The sequence below is a fragment of the Paenibacillus xylanexedens genome (genome assembly GCF_017874615.1).
Lineage (GTDB): Bacteria > Bacillota > Bacilli > Paenibacillales > Paenibacillaceae > Paenibacillus > Paenibacillus xylanexedens.
This window is the reverse complement of record NZ_JAGIKV010000014.1, coordinates 165885-182098: the sequence shown is the minus strand read 5'-3', so window position 1 is coordinate 182098 and position 16214 is coordinate 165885. Positions and strand designations below refer to the sequence as shown.

The following is a 16214-nucleotide window of genomic DNA, read 5'->3' as shown; positions in this document are numbered from 1 at the left end:
GGTGCAACAGGCGTAACAGGTGCAACAGGCGTAACAGGTGCAACAGGCGTAACAGGTGCAACAGGCGTAACAGGTGCAACAGGCGTAACAGGTGCAACAGGCGTAACAGGTGCAACAGGCGTAACAGGTGCTACCGGAGAGACAGGTGCAACGGGCATAACGGGGGCCACGGGCATCACAGGCACAACAGGAGCAACCGGCGTAACTGGAGCCACAGGGAGCACAGGTGCAACCGGGGCAAATGCCACAATACAAAATGGACTATTTAATGTAAGCGTAGCGTCTGTTGTAAATGGGACAGCTATTTCGTATACGACCGTATTTATTAATGGCACTAACATATTGCATCCTACAAGTACAACCTTTGTACTGGCAACAGGCCACATTTATTTGGTTTCGTATACGTTTAGAGCAACGAGTTCTGTAGTTGGGAACGTTACGGTCACACCAAGAACTAACCTCGTATTTCAAAGTCGGTTTTCAGGGAGAGCAGTTACAGGAACTTTAGATGCGAATGTAAGTGTATCGGGTACGTTTTTAGCTGATGCTACTTCAACTGCACTTACTATCGATTTTCTTTATAATGGATCGGCAACAGCTACACTTACAGATGGTTCTGTTTCGATTATTCAGGTTCAGTAACGGAGTGGAAGATGAGAGCCTAAATTTTGTTAGTTTAAAACCAAAGGGGTGGAGGTGGATGAATATTTCTGCCTCTAATCATTTGGAAAAAAGGAGAATAAAATTTTATGGCTATTTTATCAACCGGACCGATTGAGAATAATCCGGTCAGTGGTGTAAGGCCAACGCAGCAACTGACAATTAAAATGGATAATCGAGATTTAATCAATAGTGCCGATGTTTTGATTCAAGGATATTATCTAGACGGAGCTCGAAACTTATACGTAAACGAACTCATTAATGTGAATCCAAATGAAGTAATAACGAAGAATTATGATGGGAACTTTAATGCTTTTGAATTTGTCTTTACAACGAGCGGTTTAGCAGAAGATCAGATGGGAATCTCGGTATGGGGAAAAAATGTAGAGGGGCAACTTGTAATTCCCCATCGTATTGTATCTTCAGAATTGCTAGGCGCAAATGAAGTAACAGGACCCCCAGGAACAACGGGAGCTACGGGATCTACAGGAGCCATAGGACCCACTGGGGCTAAAGGAGTTACAGGAGTTACAGGACCCACAGGGGCTACAGGAGTCACAGGAGCGACGGGAGCCCCAGGTACGATTGAGCCTAATGCGACCATCGTGGGAGTGGGACCAAATGTTAGCTCTCAATTTAACGAATTAAGAACCAACGAAAAAACGCCGATTATTGAGTTGACTTCTGTATATGGCTTATCCAACCTAAGAGACATTGTTTTAACATTGGGCGATGCTACAGTTGGAAGTAATAATACGGAATTTCAATTAACTACAACTATATCCGGATCTGACATTGCTATCCTTCAAAGCTCGGAGAGAGGAAGGTATGAATCAGGTTTAGCCGGAGAAATAGGAATTGGTGCTCGTTTACCAGCTCCACCGACAGGGACCCAAGTGGTCAGATGGGGCGCTTTTGACGATCAGAACGGCTTATTCTTTGGACAGAGCGTAGTGAATGGAATATTTGTAGCGATCAGAAGAGCAAGTGTAGACACCATTATTCCTCAAACATCTTGGAATGTAGATAAATTAGATGGCACGGGTCCAAGTGGAGCGACGCTTAGTTTACCTAAAGGTAATATATTTCAAATCGTATTTACTTGGTATGGGTATGGAGTAATCGAATTTAGAGTCGTCATCCCTGATCCTGCGACTTTAGCACAAGAAGTAATTATCGTTCATCGCTTTTCCCCCAATGGGCAAACCAGTCTGGCCGATCCTAATCTTCCTCTACGTGCGGAAATCTTTAATAATGGCACAGAATCAGAACTCAATTTATTCGTTGGAGGAAGACAATACAGTATATTGGGTAAATATAATCCTATTTTCAGGGTTACTTCCGAAAGGAGAACTGTAACTGCAACAGGGTCACTCACACCAATTTTGTCTTTCCAGAGAAAGACATCCTTCCCGCCAGGTTCAGGTAGGGCAAATTCAGTGAGTGTCAAATTAGAAAGTATTGATCTTATAACTACAGATGATATTTACTATCAGATCATATTAGGCGGAACGATTAATGGAGGCTTCGTAAGCTTTCCAACTGCAACGACTAATATCCCAACTTCGGAGACTGCTCTTCTAATTAACAACACACTAACGACAATATCGGATGGTCAAGTCCTATTACAAGGCTTAGTAGCCGGAGTTGAGGGAAGTGCCAGAATATCAGCAGCTTCTTCTTCTTCATTATTGGAGTTCCAATTACCTGACACTGAAATTGTGACTTTAGCCGTAGCGAATTTAAGCGGGGGTACTAATCCTGTTACGGCCACCTTCAGTCTTACTGAAGAATGGTAAAAAGTAGTAGAAGAGGAGGGATTCACTTTTCCCTTTCTGCGAAGGAGGAACTATTTTGTCGGATATTATTATCTCGAATATTGGTCCGAATGTAAGTTCACAATTCAATGAGCTAATTGTATCGGAAAAAACCCCAATCGTGGAGTTAACATCTGCATATGGTCTATCCATTCTAAGAGATTCCGTTACAATCACCGGGGATGGGGCGGTTACTAATGATGCAACCGAATATAATCTAAGCAATACCATTAATGGAACAGATTCGGCCATTCTAGAAAGTGTATTACGAGGTAGATACGAGCCAGGATTTGCTGGTGAAGCTGGAATTGGCGTTCGAATACCTTTACTGCCGACAGGCAATCAGATTGGAAGATGGGGATTTTTTGACGATCAGAACGGGGCTTTCTTTGGAGTAAATAGCACAAATGTATTCGTGGTCATACGGCGAGGAGGCTCCGATACAACATTTCCTCAAAGTTTATGGAATGTAGACCGATTAGATGGAACAGGTCCGAGTGGAGCGACGCTTAGTTTATCTAAAGGGAATATATTTCAAATCGTATTTACTTGGTATGGATATGGAGTAATCGAATTTAGAGTGGTCATCCCTAATCCGGCGACTTTAGCGCAAGAGGTAATTACCGTCCACCGATTCTCCCCAACTGGTCAAACGAGTTTTATTGACCCCAATCTTCCATTAAGAGCACAAATCGATAATAACGGAACTGCTGCATCCTACACCCTTTTTGTGGGAGGAAGACAATATAGTATTATCGGAAAATATAATCCTACCTTTAGAGTCACTTCGGAAAGGAGGAGGGTTACCAATCTCACATCAACACTAACACCCGTCCTATCATTTACAAGAAAAGCAATCTTCCCTTCGGGATCAGCTAGAACGAACTCTGTTCAGGTGGATCTAGAAGAAATAAACATTATCTCATCCGTAGATCTTAGTTATCAAGTACTTGTGGGTGGAACTCTCGATGGAGCATTTATTAATTATCCAACAGCTACAACGATCATTCCCGATAGTGAAACAGCTTTGTTGGTAAACAATTCGTCTACAACGATTACCGGAGGAGAAGTAGTGTTTCAAGGTGTTACAGGAGGCGGAACAGGTGTTGCCAGAATATTAGCTTCATCAGAACTATTGGACTTCACGCTTCCTGAAAATCAGGTCGTAACATTAGCTGTATCAAATATTGGTGGGGCAGGCTCAAATATAGTTGATGTGGTATTTAGAGTTGCTGAGAGCTGGTAAAACCTCAGGTCATAATGAAATACATTAAATGTTGGAAAGGGGTAAGAGAGAATGATTTTATCCACCGGACCGATAGAAAATAATCCTGTTAATAGTGTAAGGCCGACACAACAGTTGACGATCAAAATAGATAATCGCAACTTAGTCGATGGCTCGAATATCTTGATTCAGGGTTATTATTTGAATGGAACAAGAACACTATATGTACTTGAGTTAATTTCTATAAATCCTAATCAAGTCCTAACCAAAAATTATTACGCAGACTTTAATTCTTTTGAATTTGTCTTTACAACGAGCGGTTTAGCAGAGCAACAAGTTCAAATTTCAGTTTGGGGTAAAGATGCTACCGGACAGCTTGTCTCGGCGCATCGCTTAGTAGCTTCTGAACAACTTGACGAATCATAAGAAGCAAGATAAACGGCGGGCTTGAATTAGATAAAACAAACTCGTCAAAGCACTTTAGAAAAGAAATGAAGAGGATGGTGGATGTGTCTTTTGGCTCAGGGGATGATAACAGCCAAAAACCAATCTTCCGAAAAACACGACAATGGATGAAATCAGTACAAAAATAAAAAAAGGACCGTAAGTGTTCATCTTCCATCGATGAATGCTATCGGTCCTTTGATGTTTATCCTGCACTAATGAATGACGGTATCGGTTTCCGCCTCTCTTGGTTAACGTCTTCGGAAGGCTCCGCCGCGTGCCAGAGCGAAGAAGATGAGCAGGGCAATAATCGAGCCAACGATGGCGGGAATAATATGAAATCCGCCAATCACCGGCCCCCTTGGTCCCAGCAATTCCGTACCTAACCAGGAACCGATAAAACCCGCAATAATGTTCCCAAGTACACCGCCCGGTACGTCCCGCCCAATCAAGTTGCCGCTTAACCAGCCAATAAGTCCACCAACAATGAGTACCCAGAGCAGATCCATGGATTGTTCTCCTTTCTTCGAGTTTATTACAAGTTATGTTGGGCTGAGTGGAATATACCTCACCTTCCAGTTGGTGGAGGAATCTAAAGTGTCTGTGCTAAGATGAGGGTAAATGATGATTTAAGCTGGGGAACAAGGCTAGAAGGGGTGCACATTGAAGAAAATACTTGTCATTGACGATGAAATCGCAATCAGAGATTTAATTGAGCTTGTACTAAGAAGAGAACACTACGTCGTTCAAACGGCTGAAAACGGTAAAATAGCCCTGCAGCTGCTGGATATTTTCCAACCGGATCTGGTGGTACTTGATCTGATGCTGCCAGACTGCTCCGGATATGAGTTGTGTAAGGAAATTACCGGAAAGCGTGCCATTCCTGTGATCATGCTCTCTGCCAAAAATGAAGTAATCGACAAGGTGCTTGGACTTGAACTAGGCGCGGAAGATTATATGACCAAACCCTTTGACAATCGTGAATTGCTCGCCCGAATCAAGGTGATTCTGAGAAGAAACGAGAGCAAGGAGGAATTAATTGAAGGAACAGAAGTGAAATCTACACGCATCATTCATGAAGAGCTGACATTTGATCTGGAAATCCGAAGGGTGCTAAAAAACGGTGTACCCGTGTCTTTAACGGCCAAAGAGTTTAAAATTCTGGAAACGTTACTCAAAAGGCCAGACAAAATCTTTACCCGGGATGAGCTGCTGCAGATCGGATGGGGATATGACTTTATGGGAGACAGTCGAAGTGTGGATATGACCATCATGCGATTACGGAAGAAGCTGGAAGATAACGCGGACGAACCGAAGTATGTCAGGACGATCTATGGATTTGGCTATCAACTTGGAGGTGGCGAGGCCTGAAGTATGCAACCCGGTTACTGCTGAATTATTTATTTTTCTCCGTGCTGTCCTTTGGCATCATCATTTTTGCGGTGAATAAAGCCATCGATTACTACAGCTTCATTACAATTGAGAAACAGATGATGGAGAAGGCGGATCTGTCCGAGTTGTCCTTCCGTGAGGTGTTGGCACAGCATAGGTCATCTTCAGGAGAGTCCCAGACGAAGGAAATTGTCAGACTTGCTCTGGAGAAGCTGAAAGCTTCAGGCAAGGAAGTACGTATCTATGACAGCTCCAAGCAGTTGCTGGGCCTGGCAGTGGATGGCATCATCATTAATGATGGCAAACCGCTTATTTTTGACAAAAATATTGAGAAAGCGCTGAGCGGCAATTATGCCTACACGGTCACGGAAGATCAGCTGCTTTATTTTGCGACGCCCATTCAGGATCAATTCTACGAAAACGCTTATGTGTATGAGTTCGTGGAGGACATTTCCTACTTTTATGCGATCATGGATCAAATCCGTTATATCCTGTTTGTCGGTGCAGGCGGATTTATTGTGCTGATTACGTTATCCAGCCTGTGGATTGCCCGCAACACAACCAAGCCGATCAAGCTGTTGCTTGGCGCTGCGCAAAGTTTCTCCAGACAGGAGTTTCGGAGAGTTCATCTAAACCGGAAGGATGAGCTGGGCATGCTGGCAGATGGGCTGGATTCCATGGGGCGGCAGCTTCATGATTACATTCAGTACCAGAAACAATTTGTCTCCAACGTATCTCACGAGTTAAAAACACCATTGGCAGCAATTCATGGTTTCTCTCAATACTTGGTTGAAGGGGAGAACGAGGACAAGGAGTTACAAAAAATCTATGCTCATCTGCTGCAGGAATCGGATCGGCTGACACGTTTGATTAATGAACTGTTATTAATATCCCGATTCGATAAGGCTGGTTCTAACGATTTGGAAGTCGAGAAGACAGAAATGAACGAACTGATTCAGCAAGTCGCAATGAATATGGAAACGAAGGCCAAGGATAAAGAAATCGAGATCATGGTTAGTAAAGTGGAGGGAGAATCAACAGATGGAGGTCTGACAAGAGTCTACGCCGATGTCAATCCAATGTTGATGTCCCATGCGATTGCGAACCTTGTGGACAATGCCATCAAATATTCAGGCGGTCCATCGCTAATCCAATTGAAGTTGGAACATACGCCAAGCGAGGTAGTTATACGGATACGTGATCAAGGTATCGGTATCTCGGGCGAGGAGCTGGAGCGAGTGCAGGAACGTTTTTACCGGGCGAAAAATGCTAGCACAGCGAACGGTTCAGGTCTTGGACTTTCCATTTGCAAAGAGATTGTAGAGCGGTTTAATGGATATATCGACATCGAAAGTCAACTGGGAAAAGGGACGACCGTTACGATTGTGTTGCCCCGTGCGGAAACACAATCGTAAATAATTAACGTTACAAGATTGGTACATTTCTGTTATGAGACTAACAAATGTTTTATTTATAATCACTTCATAAGAACAAATCACACATTTATGGAGGGATCATGATGAAATTGATAAACAAAGCAACAGGTGTTATCGTACTAGGTGCTTTACTAACGGTGGCATTAGCGGGCTGTCAGTCCAGTGATGCTACGCCCCCAGCAACCGGACAGAACACAGCGAATGAACAGAACAAAGGCGAAGGAGCAACAAATGCTAATGCGCCTGCTTCAGAAAATTCGGAAGAAAAGGGTACTAAAGCTATTAAGGAAGGTTCGATGGAAAAGGAAGGAAATGTGGTGCTGAAGGAGCTTGCTTTTGTCTATAATGAGCACACCATTGCGATTTCGGATACAGCGAATGAAGATCAGATGGAACAGATGCTGGGCAAACCGGATAACCTGAAATCTCATACGTACAGTGCCGACGATGGAACAAACATGGATACGTTAATCGGTTTTACAGAAAAGGTCTATACGTATCCTGGTCTGGAGATTAAAACAATCAGTATACCGGAGGGGAAACAAGACTCCATCTTTCATATCGAAATCACAGATCCTAAGTACGCGACAGTCCGAAACATTAAAGCAGGAGACAGCCTGGATACACTCAAAAACGCCTACCCTGAGGGGAAACTGCTTGGTGATGGAGCCCCTAATGAGGAGGATGACTTCCGTTACGAGCCATCCAATTATGTGGATGTGATGTCTTTTCATATCAAGGATGCCAAGGTGGAGAGCATTCAGATCTACAGCCTTCTGGACTAATTCCAAGTGATGAACATAAGAAGCAATAGAAATTTTGTTGTTTGTGGTAAAAGTGTCGAGGGACCGGAACATGATCCCATTGAAAGTCGCTAATTTAGCGGCTTTTTTTATTTTAACGGTACAAGTTTGTTCCCGAGCCAAGGACAAGAACTTGTACCGATTGACGGAATGGATAATAACATAGTCCCATCACCCGGCATAACATCAAAGTCGAATCACGCCACAGATCTGCCCTAGCTAGAATACTCCGGCGAGTACTAACCTCCAAGCCTGGTTACACCACAACTAACAGTACGATAATTCCGAGAAAAATCAGCCAGCATACTGGGTGACCGAAATTTAATCCCCAGCCGACTCCGAATCTTTTCTCAACGGGGAATAGCGAAATTGATGTTAAGCAGAGATATCATATTTAGTTGCACGACGGACAACAGGATAACTATTAAGAAGCTTGCTGTAATCATAAAACCTGACCAAGTACGGCGGAAAGTTACGTCTTGTCTGATGGAACGGTTCGGATCAGTGGGTTGAACCTGCTGCTTCACTCTGCGAATACTCCGATTCTCAAATATGAACACAAGTATTAAGAACACTTGCATTATCGTAGGCATAAACACAGAACTATAAGATTTAGCTGCATAGCCGTCTACGTTCCAACTGCTGTTGTAATGGATCGGAATCTGGTCAGGAATTAGTTCGTAGTTGAGTAGCACAGTTACAATACCAACAACAATAATGAAAACATGGATGAGGAACCACTTACTAGACAAGCTAATGTTTCTTTTCCGAAAACCAATGTCCACTGCCATGATCGATGTTTCAAGAGCAATAGGCAGCATAGGTAGTAAACTTTTCATTTTGAAATTATAGCTAATGTTTATGACTAGGGAGATTACGACCATGGCGAGTGAATAAGTGACAATGATCCAACTTTGTTGCTTGGAATGTTCATCACCGTATATTAGGCAGATGATACAAACAATGAATAGGATGGTATGCAAGGTAGCACTAATCTTAGCATATGACTTCCGCATCTGGCGCAGAGGTTCGCTGTGAAATTGTACAGCGCTGACGGTGACCCCAAAACTAATCGTCTCTCTTGTTAAATAAGGCATGCTTACCATGAGTACAATGGCAGGTACAAATACAAAGATCATTACTATAACAGGCATTATCGTCATATCATTCGCCTCCTCTTATACATAAGTATGTATTCGAAAATTCTATAAACTTTAGAGCATATGCGATGCATCACTATGTCTTTTTGCGTATGATATCCTTTTAACTTAGGGTAGGTAATCGACTTGAATATAAGTTAATTATAATCGATTTCAGTGGCTATATGGGTGAAATTAACATTTGTTCAGACCTTTTTGCTACGCAGCGAACTCATCTGACAACGCAGTAAAGTTTAGTTATAATCAACTATTATCACCATAAAATAAAGTTCACTTGGTAAAATTGTGAAGTAAAAATCACATTAACTGGAGTGGATACTATGCTTTCTGAAGAAGATTATGCGAAGGTGGCGAAAGAAGCTTTACATCAATACCCAATCTATTGGGAAAAACTTGTGTATCTCGGAAAGAGTGATAATGTTACATTTCAAGTTCAGACCAACGAAGATCATCAAAAGTTTCTTATCAAAATCCATATCTCAACGATTTCCATTCAATCAAAAGGGAATATCGCATCAGAGCTTATTTGGCTTGAAGCTTTGGTTAAAGATACAAATCTCGTCGTACCTGTACCTGTTAGAAATCTTCAAGGTGATCTGGTAACAGAAATCTCAACTGATCTTAGCGAAAATACAATCATGGTGACTATTCATCATTGGATTCATGGAAGCGTACTTCAAAGAGAGCCAACAAGTAATGAAACTGAAAATTTGGCTCTCTTAATGGCGGCTCTACATAAACATTCTATGCAGTGGAATGCACCTGAAGGCTTTAATAGACCAATATACAATTCTGATCATTTATATTCATCACTTAATCAATTAAAACGGTTAGTAAATTTAGAGCTTATCTCAAGTGAAGTGTTTTTTCATGTGGAAGAGTCAGCACATAAAATAGCAAATGTGATACAAAATCATAAACGCTTGCCAAGTAACTGGGGAATTATTCATTCTGACCTTCATGAGAGTAACTATGTATTTTATGACGATACTCCTCAACCTATAGATTTTTCGAATTGTGGCTATGGCTTTTATTTATTTGATATGGCTGAAACATTTTTGCATCTTTCATCTTAGGACTTTCGCATTCCATTCTCTAAATCCAAATGAACAACAATCCTTAGCGGCAAATTTTCCATCAGTTATTGAAAACTATTTTAGGAAATATCTTAAAGGAGAAATTTTTTTGTTAAACTAAGGGCAGGTTAGTGTAATCTGATGTGGCTTTTTGTGTAAAATTTGATTCTGAATCAAATTCAGTATATTTTCAATCAGCACCTTTTGTTACCATAAAATAAAGGGGAGAGGTTATATGGATAAAAAGATTAAACTACTATACACACAAGATATATTGAGACAGTCCGCGCAATGTTTTGGTATACGTGAAGACTCCATTTTCGAATTAAATGGGTTTCAAAATTTCGTTTATTCCGGGGTAGTTGGAGATCGAGAAGTTATTTTAAGAATCACCCATGTCACACATCGGAATGAATTATTAACAAGAGCGGAACTAGAGTTTATCATGTTCCTGGCTGATCGCGGAATGAAAGTAGCGAGGCCTATTCAGTCTTTATCAGGGGATCTTATTCATATCATTGACGAGTTTTTTGTTGTGACAGCTTTTGAGAAAGCACCTGGCAGAAATGCAGTAATAGCCGAGGAGAACAATACGTTTTATGAGAATATCGGTCAAATGGTCGGGAAAATACATAAGTTTTCACTTCATTATTCGTCCCAACATTCACGCTATGAATGGAATGATAATGCCCTATTAGCCACATTTAAGAAGTATTGTCCGTTAGAATTACACGATAACTTTGATCGTTTAATTACTGAAGTTAGCGCTCTACCCAAGGAAAAAGATACGTATGGTCTTATTCATGGGGATATCAGCCCTGGAAATTATCTTAATAATGGGGACAAAGCCATTATTATTGACTATGACGATGCGGAATATAGCTGGTTTGTTTCTGATATTGCTACACCATTACTTTATGAAATCCCTATTCCGTGGGTTGTGTCTGGAGATGTAAGGAGGGAGATTGCAAAGCGTTACTATTGCAACTTCTTAAACGGTTATTGTAAGGAAAATACTGTGAGTCAAAGTTGGTTAAACAAAATCCCATTGTTTATTAATTTAAGGCAAGCTAGAGTTTTAGCCGCGTTCTATAGAAGCAGAGATTTTAACGCTCCTGATTGGAGCGAATGGGATGAGCAAGCCCGACGCTTTTACTATGAAAATTTGTTAAATAACACTCCCTATATTGATATGGACTTTTTGTGTTAACGGATACGATACGTTAACAAAGCCAGAAAAGGAAGGGCCATCCCACAAAGGATGGCCTTTAAACTTGCCGTTACAGACAGGACGGAGAATCGTAATAAGTTTGATTCTAATTAACAGCATAGAACCTAAGAGTTATAGATTCTCAGCAAATTTCTATATTACTTTTACTAAGTAACTGGTTCGCTATTCCTCTTTTCGTCCTTAGCCATTTTACCTATTCGCCTAAATTGGACATAATATAATGCTGCTACGACAACGATAAGAATGGGAAGTGTCAGGAAAATATTGCTATATACGAAAGTTGCACTGTTTTGTGGTATCGGATTTAAGCGAATGGTCGATGTGCCCAGATCTAGTATCTTGCCGATAACAGCTGTTGATGTGGCCGTAGCAATAAAAGTGACCATCGAGAATAATCCCATCCCTACGCCGATATTCTCTTTTGAGAGTGTACGTGAAACCGTGTTTGACATTGCAATTTGCATGAACGATTGACCAAGAATACCAAAAATAAGAAAGATCGCAATAAATACTGGCGACATACCAACGACTGAAGACATAGAGAGAAAACCGATAATAAGAAGTGCAGCTGCAGTAAACACAAGGAAACGATTTCCCTTATCATCTGCTAATTTACCGCCTTGTCGACCCAAAAGCGCGGCCATTAAAGACGACGGCAGCATAACTATTCCGATGAAAACCGGTGACAAGTGGTTTACAGAAGAAAGTAGCTGAGGTGTAATGAATGGAAAGGCAAAGCCAATCCCGATCATGACGAAAGTAATAATTAGGCCGAATGAAAACGGTTTGTTTCGAAATATGGCCGGGTTTATAAAGGGGTTTGGAGTATAGCGTATACGTAGTACGAAAAAAATAAAAATAAGAATCCCGCCTAAGGCAAGCCAAACACTTCCGTTTGTTAAAGCCAGTAACAAAATGGCTACGGTACCGGCCAGAAGTATTCCGCCAATATAATCCATTTTTCCGGAAACTCCCTTTTCATCATCTAAATATTTTCGATACATCGGCAAAGTAAGTAATGATAAAAGCGAGATTACAAATAATACCCGCCAGTTCCATGTACTGCTTACCACGCCGGCAATGATGGGACCAATGGCCAAACCCAATGAAAATCCGATTGCAACGGTACCTAATGCACGACCGCGCCTTTCAGGTGTAAAGTAACGAACTGGTACAATCATAGAAATCGCCGGAATGACTGATGCACCAGCTGCCTGTACAATTCGCCCCACAATGACCATCCAATATTCACTAGCCACTAAGCCGATAACAGAGCCAATGGCAAAAAGTAGTAGACCAAACGTCAACAAATTCTTCAAGCTGTATCTGTCTGTCAATTTACCATAAGTTACCGAGCCAATTGCGTACACAATCATATAGCCTGTGATGATCCAACTCGCTTGCGATGAAGAAATTTGAAATTGTTTACCGATATCAGGGAGTACAATATTAAACATGGTTGCATTCATGACGGATATGATGAGTGTAAAGACAAGTAAACCAAGTAATAACTCTCCTTTATTTTTTTGAACACTATGATTGGTTTGCATTGGAATGCCTCATTTCTATTGGATAAAACTGTATTGATGAAATAACGAGCCTGTATTCCTTTGATGATAAAAATTTCATCTGATTAAGCCGACAATGTAATGTTTTAAATGCTTCACTAGCAGAGAAGGTCAACGCTAATTTACTGAAAAGTCCTCAATGATGAGGACTTTTCAGTTTTTCTGGATATATTTTAAATTTCACTTTGTTTTTAATCTTGCTCCCACAGCCGCAAATGACGGTATGCTTCAAAATTATAATTGGCTCCTGACAATTGGGACATACATGATGATTCAGCTTCACCACTTCCTCCGTACTTGACTCCGCATATGCAGAGAGTACTTTGCTTTTCAAACTTGTTGTGTGCAAAAAAAATCGTAAACACGCATAAGATACTCGGAATTTTTCATATCATTCTTTCCTATGCTTCAACATCTTGGTTTACTTGATTTCCCCTGTTGCCATGAGAACTGCTCTCCCCAGCGTATGACTCAGCATGGTGAATCCAAGGAGAGCTGGCGTGGAATTAGGGGCGACACTAATATTTTCGACGTCCAGCGCATGAACGACAAAATAATATCGATGAGGACCGTGTCCCGCTGGAGGCGCTGCACCGATAAAGCGTTCGAGTCTCAAATCATTCTGTAGTTGCAGGGAGCCTTGCGGCAAACCGCTGGAATACTCGTCACCTGCGCCTGTAGGTAGCTCGGTTACGCTGGCAGGGATGTTGATAACGGCCCAGTGCCACAACCCCGATCCAGTTGGGGCGTCCGGATCATATGCAGTTACGACAAAACTCTTTGTCCCGTCGGGTGCACCCGACCACTTCAAATGGGGCGAGAGATCTTTACTTCCTTCTAGTGTTGACATCTCCGAATAATGCTGGGTCGGTAGAGGATGTCCCTCCATAATGTCGTTACTCTCCAACTGAAAGACTGCTACTTCTGGCAATTTGGAAAATGGATTGTTGTTCATTGTAAATTACCTCCTTTTATTTTCATTTTCGATAATACATCAAATAATCGATTCTGTAAACAATAATCGTTTCTTTAATTTACTATCGAATTTAATGTTTGTTTTTTATTGATAACGGTGTAAACTATCTACATACAATTACGTAGAATTATAATGTGTATGAAGGAAGGTGCTGCTTCATGGCGAAAAGGAATGGTTCGTCCACCTTAAGCGAGAATGTCAGGAAGAAACTACAATCCGATATTTTGACTGGACAATATGAACCAGGCTCTCCATTAAAAGTTTCGGAATTAGCTAAAGGTTTCGAAGTCTCAGTTGCTGTTGTTCGCGAAGCGTTGACGCGATTAGCGACTCAGGGTCTGGTACAACAAAATCCTAACCACGGATTTTCAGTAAAGACGGCGTCGGAAGAAGAACTGAACAACATCATACAAGCCAGGCTAATCAATGAATCTGAAGCTTTACGCCTATCGATCGCCTATGGTGATCTCACATGGGAATCCAATGTAATTGCCGTGCATCACAAGTTATCGCAAACGGCTGAGTACAAAGAAGTGAATGAAAAGCTTGTTGTCCGCGAAGAATGGTCTGAGATTCATCGTCAATTTCACTACGAGCTTATTGCAGCATGTCCGAATCCAGTTCTCTTAGATATCTGCAGCAACCTTTGGGATTTGAGCGAATTTTATCGACATTGTTCCCCCCCACAACAGCAAGTCCGCGATGGACTCGCTGAACATAAGGCATTAACAGATGCCGTTCTTAACCGCGATGGTGAACATGCTACACAGATCTTTAGAGCACACATCCAACTAACCGCAGAGGTCTTATTTGACAAGCAATAAGTTGTTTATATGATTCAAAAGTTTACATCGAAACTTATCGATTACCTGGGGAATTGGATAGGGACGGGATACTTAATATTCGCATAAGCGATTTCTTGGTTAATCTAACTATTTTGTATGGAGGTGAGGCTATTGAAAACAATCGGCTAAAGCTGGAGGCGAATGAGATGCTGGAATTAGAGTTTACGACTATAGAGGAGTGGGATGAAGCATTGTGGGCGCGGATGGAGCGAATCTATCATGAGGCTTTTCAAAGCGGCGCTAAGACAAAAGCGATTCTGCGCAGTATGCTGGACCGGAAGATTGGTTATTTACACACGGGCGTGCATGATGGAGAAGTGGTTGCGATGGCTGTTACTGGACTGGAGGGGAAGGTTGCGGAGCGGATCCTGATCATCGATTACCTCGCGGTTGAACAGAAGTTGCGTGGGTGGGGCATAGGGACCTGGATGCTAGAGCAGCTCAGAGCCTGGGCGTTAAGGGAACACCGGATCAAAGGTATGATTATCGAGGCGGAGTTCGGGACAACGGAGTCTCATCAGGAACGCATTCAGTTCTGGCAACGCAACGGGTTCATCCTAACCTCCTATGTCCATCAATATAGAATGGTGCCAGAGCCGTATCAGGCAATGATGCTGCCACTGGATACAAATACGCATGTGCCTGATGATGGTGAAGCACTGTTTCGTTATATCAATGCTTTTCACAAGGTTGCTTACCGGAAGAGTTAGACCGCATTCAATGGACCTGCAGGAAATTACCGTAGAGATTAGGATTTAAAATGATCAGTTCTTGACTGCATGGTCAATAACTGATACATTAATCCCATGAGCAGACCAAGAGAATTTGATGTCGATCGTGTATTACACCAGTCTATGGAAGTGTTCTGGAATCAAGGCTTCAAAGCAACTTCTTATGAGGACCTTACGCGTACTACAGGAGTCAAAAAGCAAAGTTTGTACTGTGTTTTTAAAGACAAGCGATCGTTGTTCCTGAAGGCGCTGGCACTTTACCGTGAACAGGTTATAGCGAAACTGAAAGAGATTGAAGCCCTGGATTCGTCTCCCGTTGATAAACTGAATACCTTACGATATTCCCTTTTAGACGATGAATCTAGCTGCCAAGGGTGTCTAATTGTGAATGCATCACTCGAATTCGGAACAGATGACGAGCAGGTCACACGAGAAGCTGAGCTCATGGCAGAAGAGATTCAACTGGTATTAGAGAAGATCATAAGTAGTGGCCAGAAACAACAGTTAATTTCCAACCGGTACACGAGTATAGAGCTTGCATCTTATCTAAATAACACCATTCTTGGTGTGAGAGTTATGGAGAAATCAGGTTCATCCCGTGAACAGATCGAGACGGTTCTGCGTACTTCATTTGGCATGATCATGTCTTGATCTTTTTTTGTGAAATTCTTGACTACGAAGTCAAAAATAATTGAAGGCGGATTAATACACCACGAAACCTTGAAGGAGGTGGGGCTTTTCGATAAAAATCGTGTATTGATTCATTTGGAAATAACGTCTAGCTGTTAACCAGGCTGGTTGCTGTTTAACATCTCCTAGGTCAATTTATATAAAACGAAATATGTGGAGG

Annotated in this window: 16 protein-coding genes and 1 pseudogene; 12 read left to right on the top strand and 5 right to left on the bottom strand. The window is 41.8% G+C overall.

Annotated elements, in window-relative coordinates:
- The 4 genes and pseudogenes from J2Z28_RS19050 to J2Z28_RS19035 form a co-directional block, all read left to right on the top strand.
- Positions 1-642 (top strand): annotated as a pseudogene (locus J2Z28_RS19050) (collagen-like protein); the annotation flags it as partial.
- A gap of 107 nt (positions 643-749) precedes the next feature.
- Positions 750-2459: a hypothetical protein gene (locus J2Z28_RS31515; protein ID WP_211083706.1), complete on the top strand. Its 1710-nt coding sequence runs from the start codon at positions 750-752 to the stop codon at positions 2457-2459.
- A 55-nt stretch (positions 2460-2514) separates the two neighbouring features.
- Positions 2515-3723, top strand: a complete 1209-nt coding sequence (locus J2Z28_RS19040; RefSeq protein ID WP_211083705.1) for a hypothetical protein — start codon at positions 2515-2517, stop codon at positions 3721-3723.
- Positions 3724-3774: 51 nt separating this feature from the next.
- Positions 3775-4128, top strand: a complete 354-nt coding sequence (locus J2Z28_RS19035) for a hypothetical protein (RefSeq protein ID WP_211083703.1) — start codon at positions 3775-3777, stop codon at positions 4126-4128.
- A gap of 269 nt (positions 4129-4397) precedes the next feature.
- On the opposite strand, the gene J2Z28_RS19030 is transcribed toward J2Z28_RS19035, so the two are convergent.
- Positions 4398-4655, bottom strand: coding sequence for a GlsB/YeaQ/YmgE family stress response membrane protein (locus tag J2Z28_RS19030; protein WP_024630063.1), 258 nt, complete (start codon positions 4653-4655; stop codon positions 4398-4400).
- Positions 4656-4809: 154 nt separating this feature from the next.
- Between J2Z28_RS19030 and J2Z28_RS19025 the strand changes: the two genes are divergently transcribed.
- The 3 genes from J2Z28_RS19025 to J2Z28_RS19015 all read left to right on the top strand — a co-directional run bounded on the left by J2Z28_RS19025 (position 4810) and on the right by J2Z28_RS19015 (position 7759).
- Positions 4810-5517: a response regulator transcription factor gene (locus J2Z28_RS19025; RefSeq protein WP_211083701.1), complete on the top strand. Its 708-nt coding sequence runs from the start codon at positions 4810-4812 to the stop codon at positions 5515-5517.
- Positions 5518-5588: 71 nt separating this feature from the next.
- On the top strand, positions 5589-6953 hold the full coding sequence (locus J2Z28_RS19020; protein ID WP_342357523.1) for a sensor histidine kinase: 1365 nt from the start codon (positions 5589-5591) through the stop codon (positions 6951-6953).
- A 101-nt stretch (positions 6954-7054) separates the two neighbouring features.
- Positions 7055-7759, top strand: a complete 705-nt coding sequence (locus tag J2Z28_RS19015) for a hypothetical protein (protein ID WP_244988398.1) — start codon at positions 7055-7057, stop codon at positions 7757-7759.
- Positions 7760-8033: 274 nt separating this feature from the next.
- Here the strand turns inward: J2Z28_RS19015 and J2Z28_RS31840 are convergent, their stop codons facing one another.
- Both J2Z28_RS31840 and J2Z28_RS19010 read right to left on the bottom strand, forming a co-directional pair.
- On the bottom strand, positions 8034-8147 hold the full coding sequence (locus tag J2Z28_RS31840) for a DUF5808 domain-containing protein (protein ID WP_415841540.1): 114 nt from the start codon (positions 8145-8147) through the stop codon (positions 8034-8036).
- The gene (locus tag J2Z28_RS19010) at positions 8128-8940 is read right to left on the bottom strand and encodes a DUF1648 domain-containing protein (protein ID WP_211083697.1); all 813 of its coding nucleotides are present in this window, start codon (positions 8938-8940) and stop codon (positions 8128-8130) included. Before J2Z28_RS19010 ends, J2Z28_RS31840 begins: the two co-directional genes overlap by 20 nt.
- 317 nt (positions 8941-9257) lie before the next feature.
- On the opposite strand from J2Z28_RS19010, the gene J2Z28_RS19005 reads away from it, so the two are divergent.
- Positions 9258-10013 carry a phosphotransferase enzyme family protein gene (locus J2Z28_RS19005; RefSeq protein ID WP_244988397.1) on the top strand — a complete coding sequence of 252 codons (756 nt, stop codon included), beginning with the start codon at positions 9258-9260 and terminating at the stop codon, positions 10011-10013.
- A gap of 235 nt (positions 10014-10248) precedes the next feature.
- Entirely contained in the window at positions 10249-11223 is a 975-nt protein-coding gene (locus J2Z28_RS19000; RefSeq protein WP_211083695.1) for a phosphotransferase enzyme family protein, read from the top strand.
- A 167-nt stretch (positions 11224-11390) separates the two neighbouring features.
- On the opposite strand, the gene J2Z28_RS18995 is transcribed toward J2Z28_RS19000, so the two are convergent.
- Positions 11391-12794 (bottom strand): MFS transporter, encoded by a 1404-nt coding sequence (locus J2Z28_RS18995; protein ID WP_211083693.1) that lies wholly within the window; start codon positions 12792-12794, stop codon positions 11391-11393.
- 439 nt (positions 12795-13233) lie between these two features.
- A complete protein-coding gene (locus J2Z28_RS18990) occupies positions 13234-13767 on the bottom strand; it encodes a YbhB/YbcL family Raf kinase inhibitor-like protein (RefSeq protein ID WP_211083691.1) in 534 nt (177 codons plus the stop codon).
- A gap of 179 nt (positions 13768-13946) precedes the next feature.
- Here J2Z28_RS18990 and J2Z28_RS18985 point away from each other — a divergent pair, with 179 nt between their 5' ends.
- The 3 genes from J2Z28_RS18985 (at position 13947) to J2Z28_RS18975 (ending at position 16015) form a co-directional block, all read left to right on the top strand.
- Complete coding sequence (locus J2Z28_RS18985) at positions 13947-14612, top strand: GntR family transcriptional regulator (protein WP_211083689.1); 666 nt, start codon at positions 13947-13949, stop codon at positions 14610-14612.
- A 167-nt stretch (positions 14613-14779) separates the two neighbouring features.
- Positions 14780-15343: a GNAT family N-acetyltransferase gene (locus J2Z28_RS18980; protein ID WP_211083686.1), complete on the top strand. Its 564-nt coding sequence runs from the start codon at positions 14780-14782 to the stop codon at positions 15341-15343.
- Between the two features lie 96 nt (positions 15344-15439).
- A complete protein-coding gene (locus J2Z28_RS18975) occupies positions 15440-16015 on the top strand; it encodes a TetR/AcrR family transcriptional regulator (RefSeq protein ID WP_211083684.1) in 576 nt (191 codons plus the stop codon).
- Positions 16016-16214: the final 199 nt, after the last annotated feature.

Excerpts from the sequence above, each read along its gene's own strand:
- J2Z28_RS18975 (WP_211083684.1), top strand. The coding sequence starts at position 15,440 with ATGAGCAGACCAAGAGAATTTGATGTCGATCGTGTATTACACCAGTCT.
- J2Z28_RS19030 (WP_024630063.1), bottom strand. The coding sequence starts at position 4,655 with ATGGATCTGCTCTGGGTACTCATTGTTGGTGGACTTATTGGCTGGTTA.
- J2Z28_RS18990 (WP_211083691.1), bottom strand. The coding sequence starts at position 13,767 with ATGAACAACAATCCATTTTCCAAATTGCCAGAAGTAGCAGTCTTTCAG.
- J2Z28_RS19000 (WP_211083695.1), top strand. The coding sequence starts at position 10,249 with ATGGATAAAAAGATTAAACTACTATACACACAAGATATATTGAGACAG.
- J2Z28_RS19035 (WP_211083703.1), top strand. The coding sequence starts at position 3,775 with ATGATTTTATCCACCGGACCGATAGAAAATAATCCTGTTAATAGTGTA.
- J2Z28_RS18980 (WP_211083686.1), top strand. The coding sequence starts at position 14,780 with ATGCTGGAATTAGAGTTTACGACTATAGAGGAGTGGGATGAAGCATTG.
- J2Z28_RS19015 (WP_244988398.1), top strand. The coding sequence starts at position 7,055 with ATGATGAAATTGATAAACAAAGCAACAGGTGTTATCGTACTAGGTGCT.
- J2Z28_RS31515 (WP_211083706.1), top strand. The coding sequence starts at position 750 with ATGGCTATTTTATCAACCGGACCGATTGAGAATAATCCGGTCAGTGGT.
- J2Z28_RS18995 (WP_211083693.1), bottom strand. The coding sequence starts at position 12,794 with ATGCAAACCAATCATAGTGTTCAAAAAAATAAAGGAGAGTTATTACTT.
- J2Z28_RS19005 (WP_244988397.1), top strand. The coding sequence starts at position 9,258 with ATGCTTTCTGAAGAAGATTATGCGAAGGTGGCGAAAGAAGCTTTACAT.
- J2Z28_RS19010 (WP_211083697.1), bottom strand. The coding sequence starts at position 8,940 with ATGACGATAATGCCTGTTATAGTAATGATCTTTGTATTTGTACCTGCC.
- J2Z28_RS18985 (WP_211083689.1), top strand. The coding sequence starts at position 13,947 with ATGGCGAAAAGGAATGGTTCGTCCACCTTAAGCGAGAATGTCAGGAAG.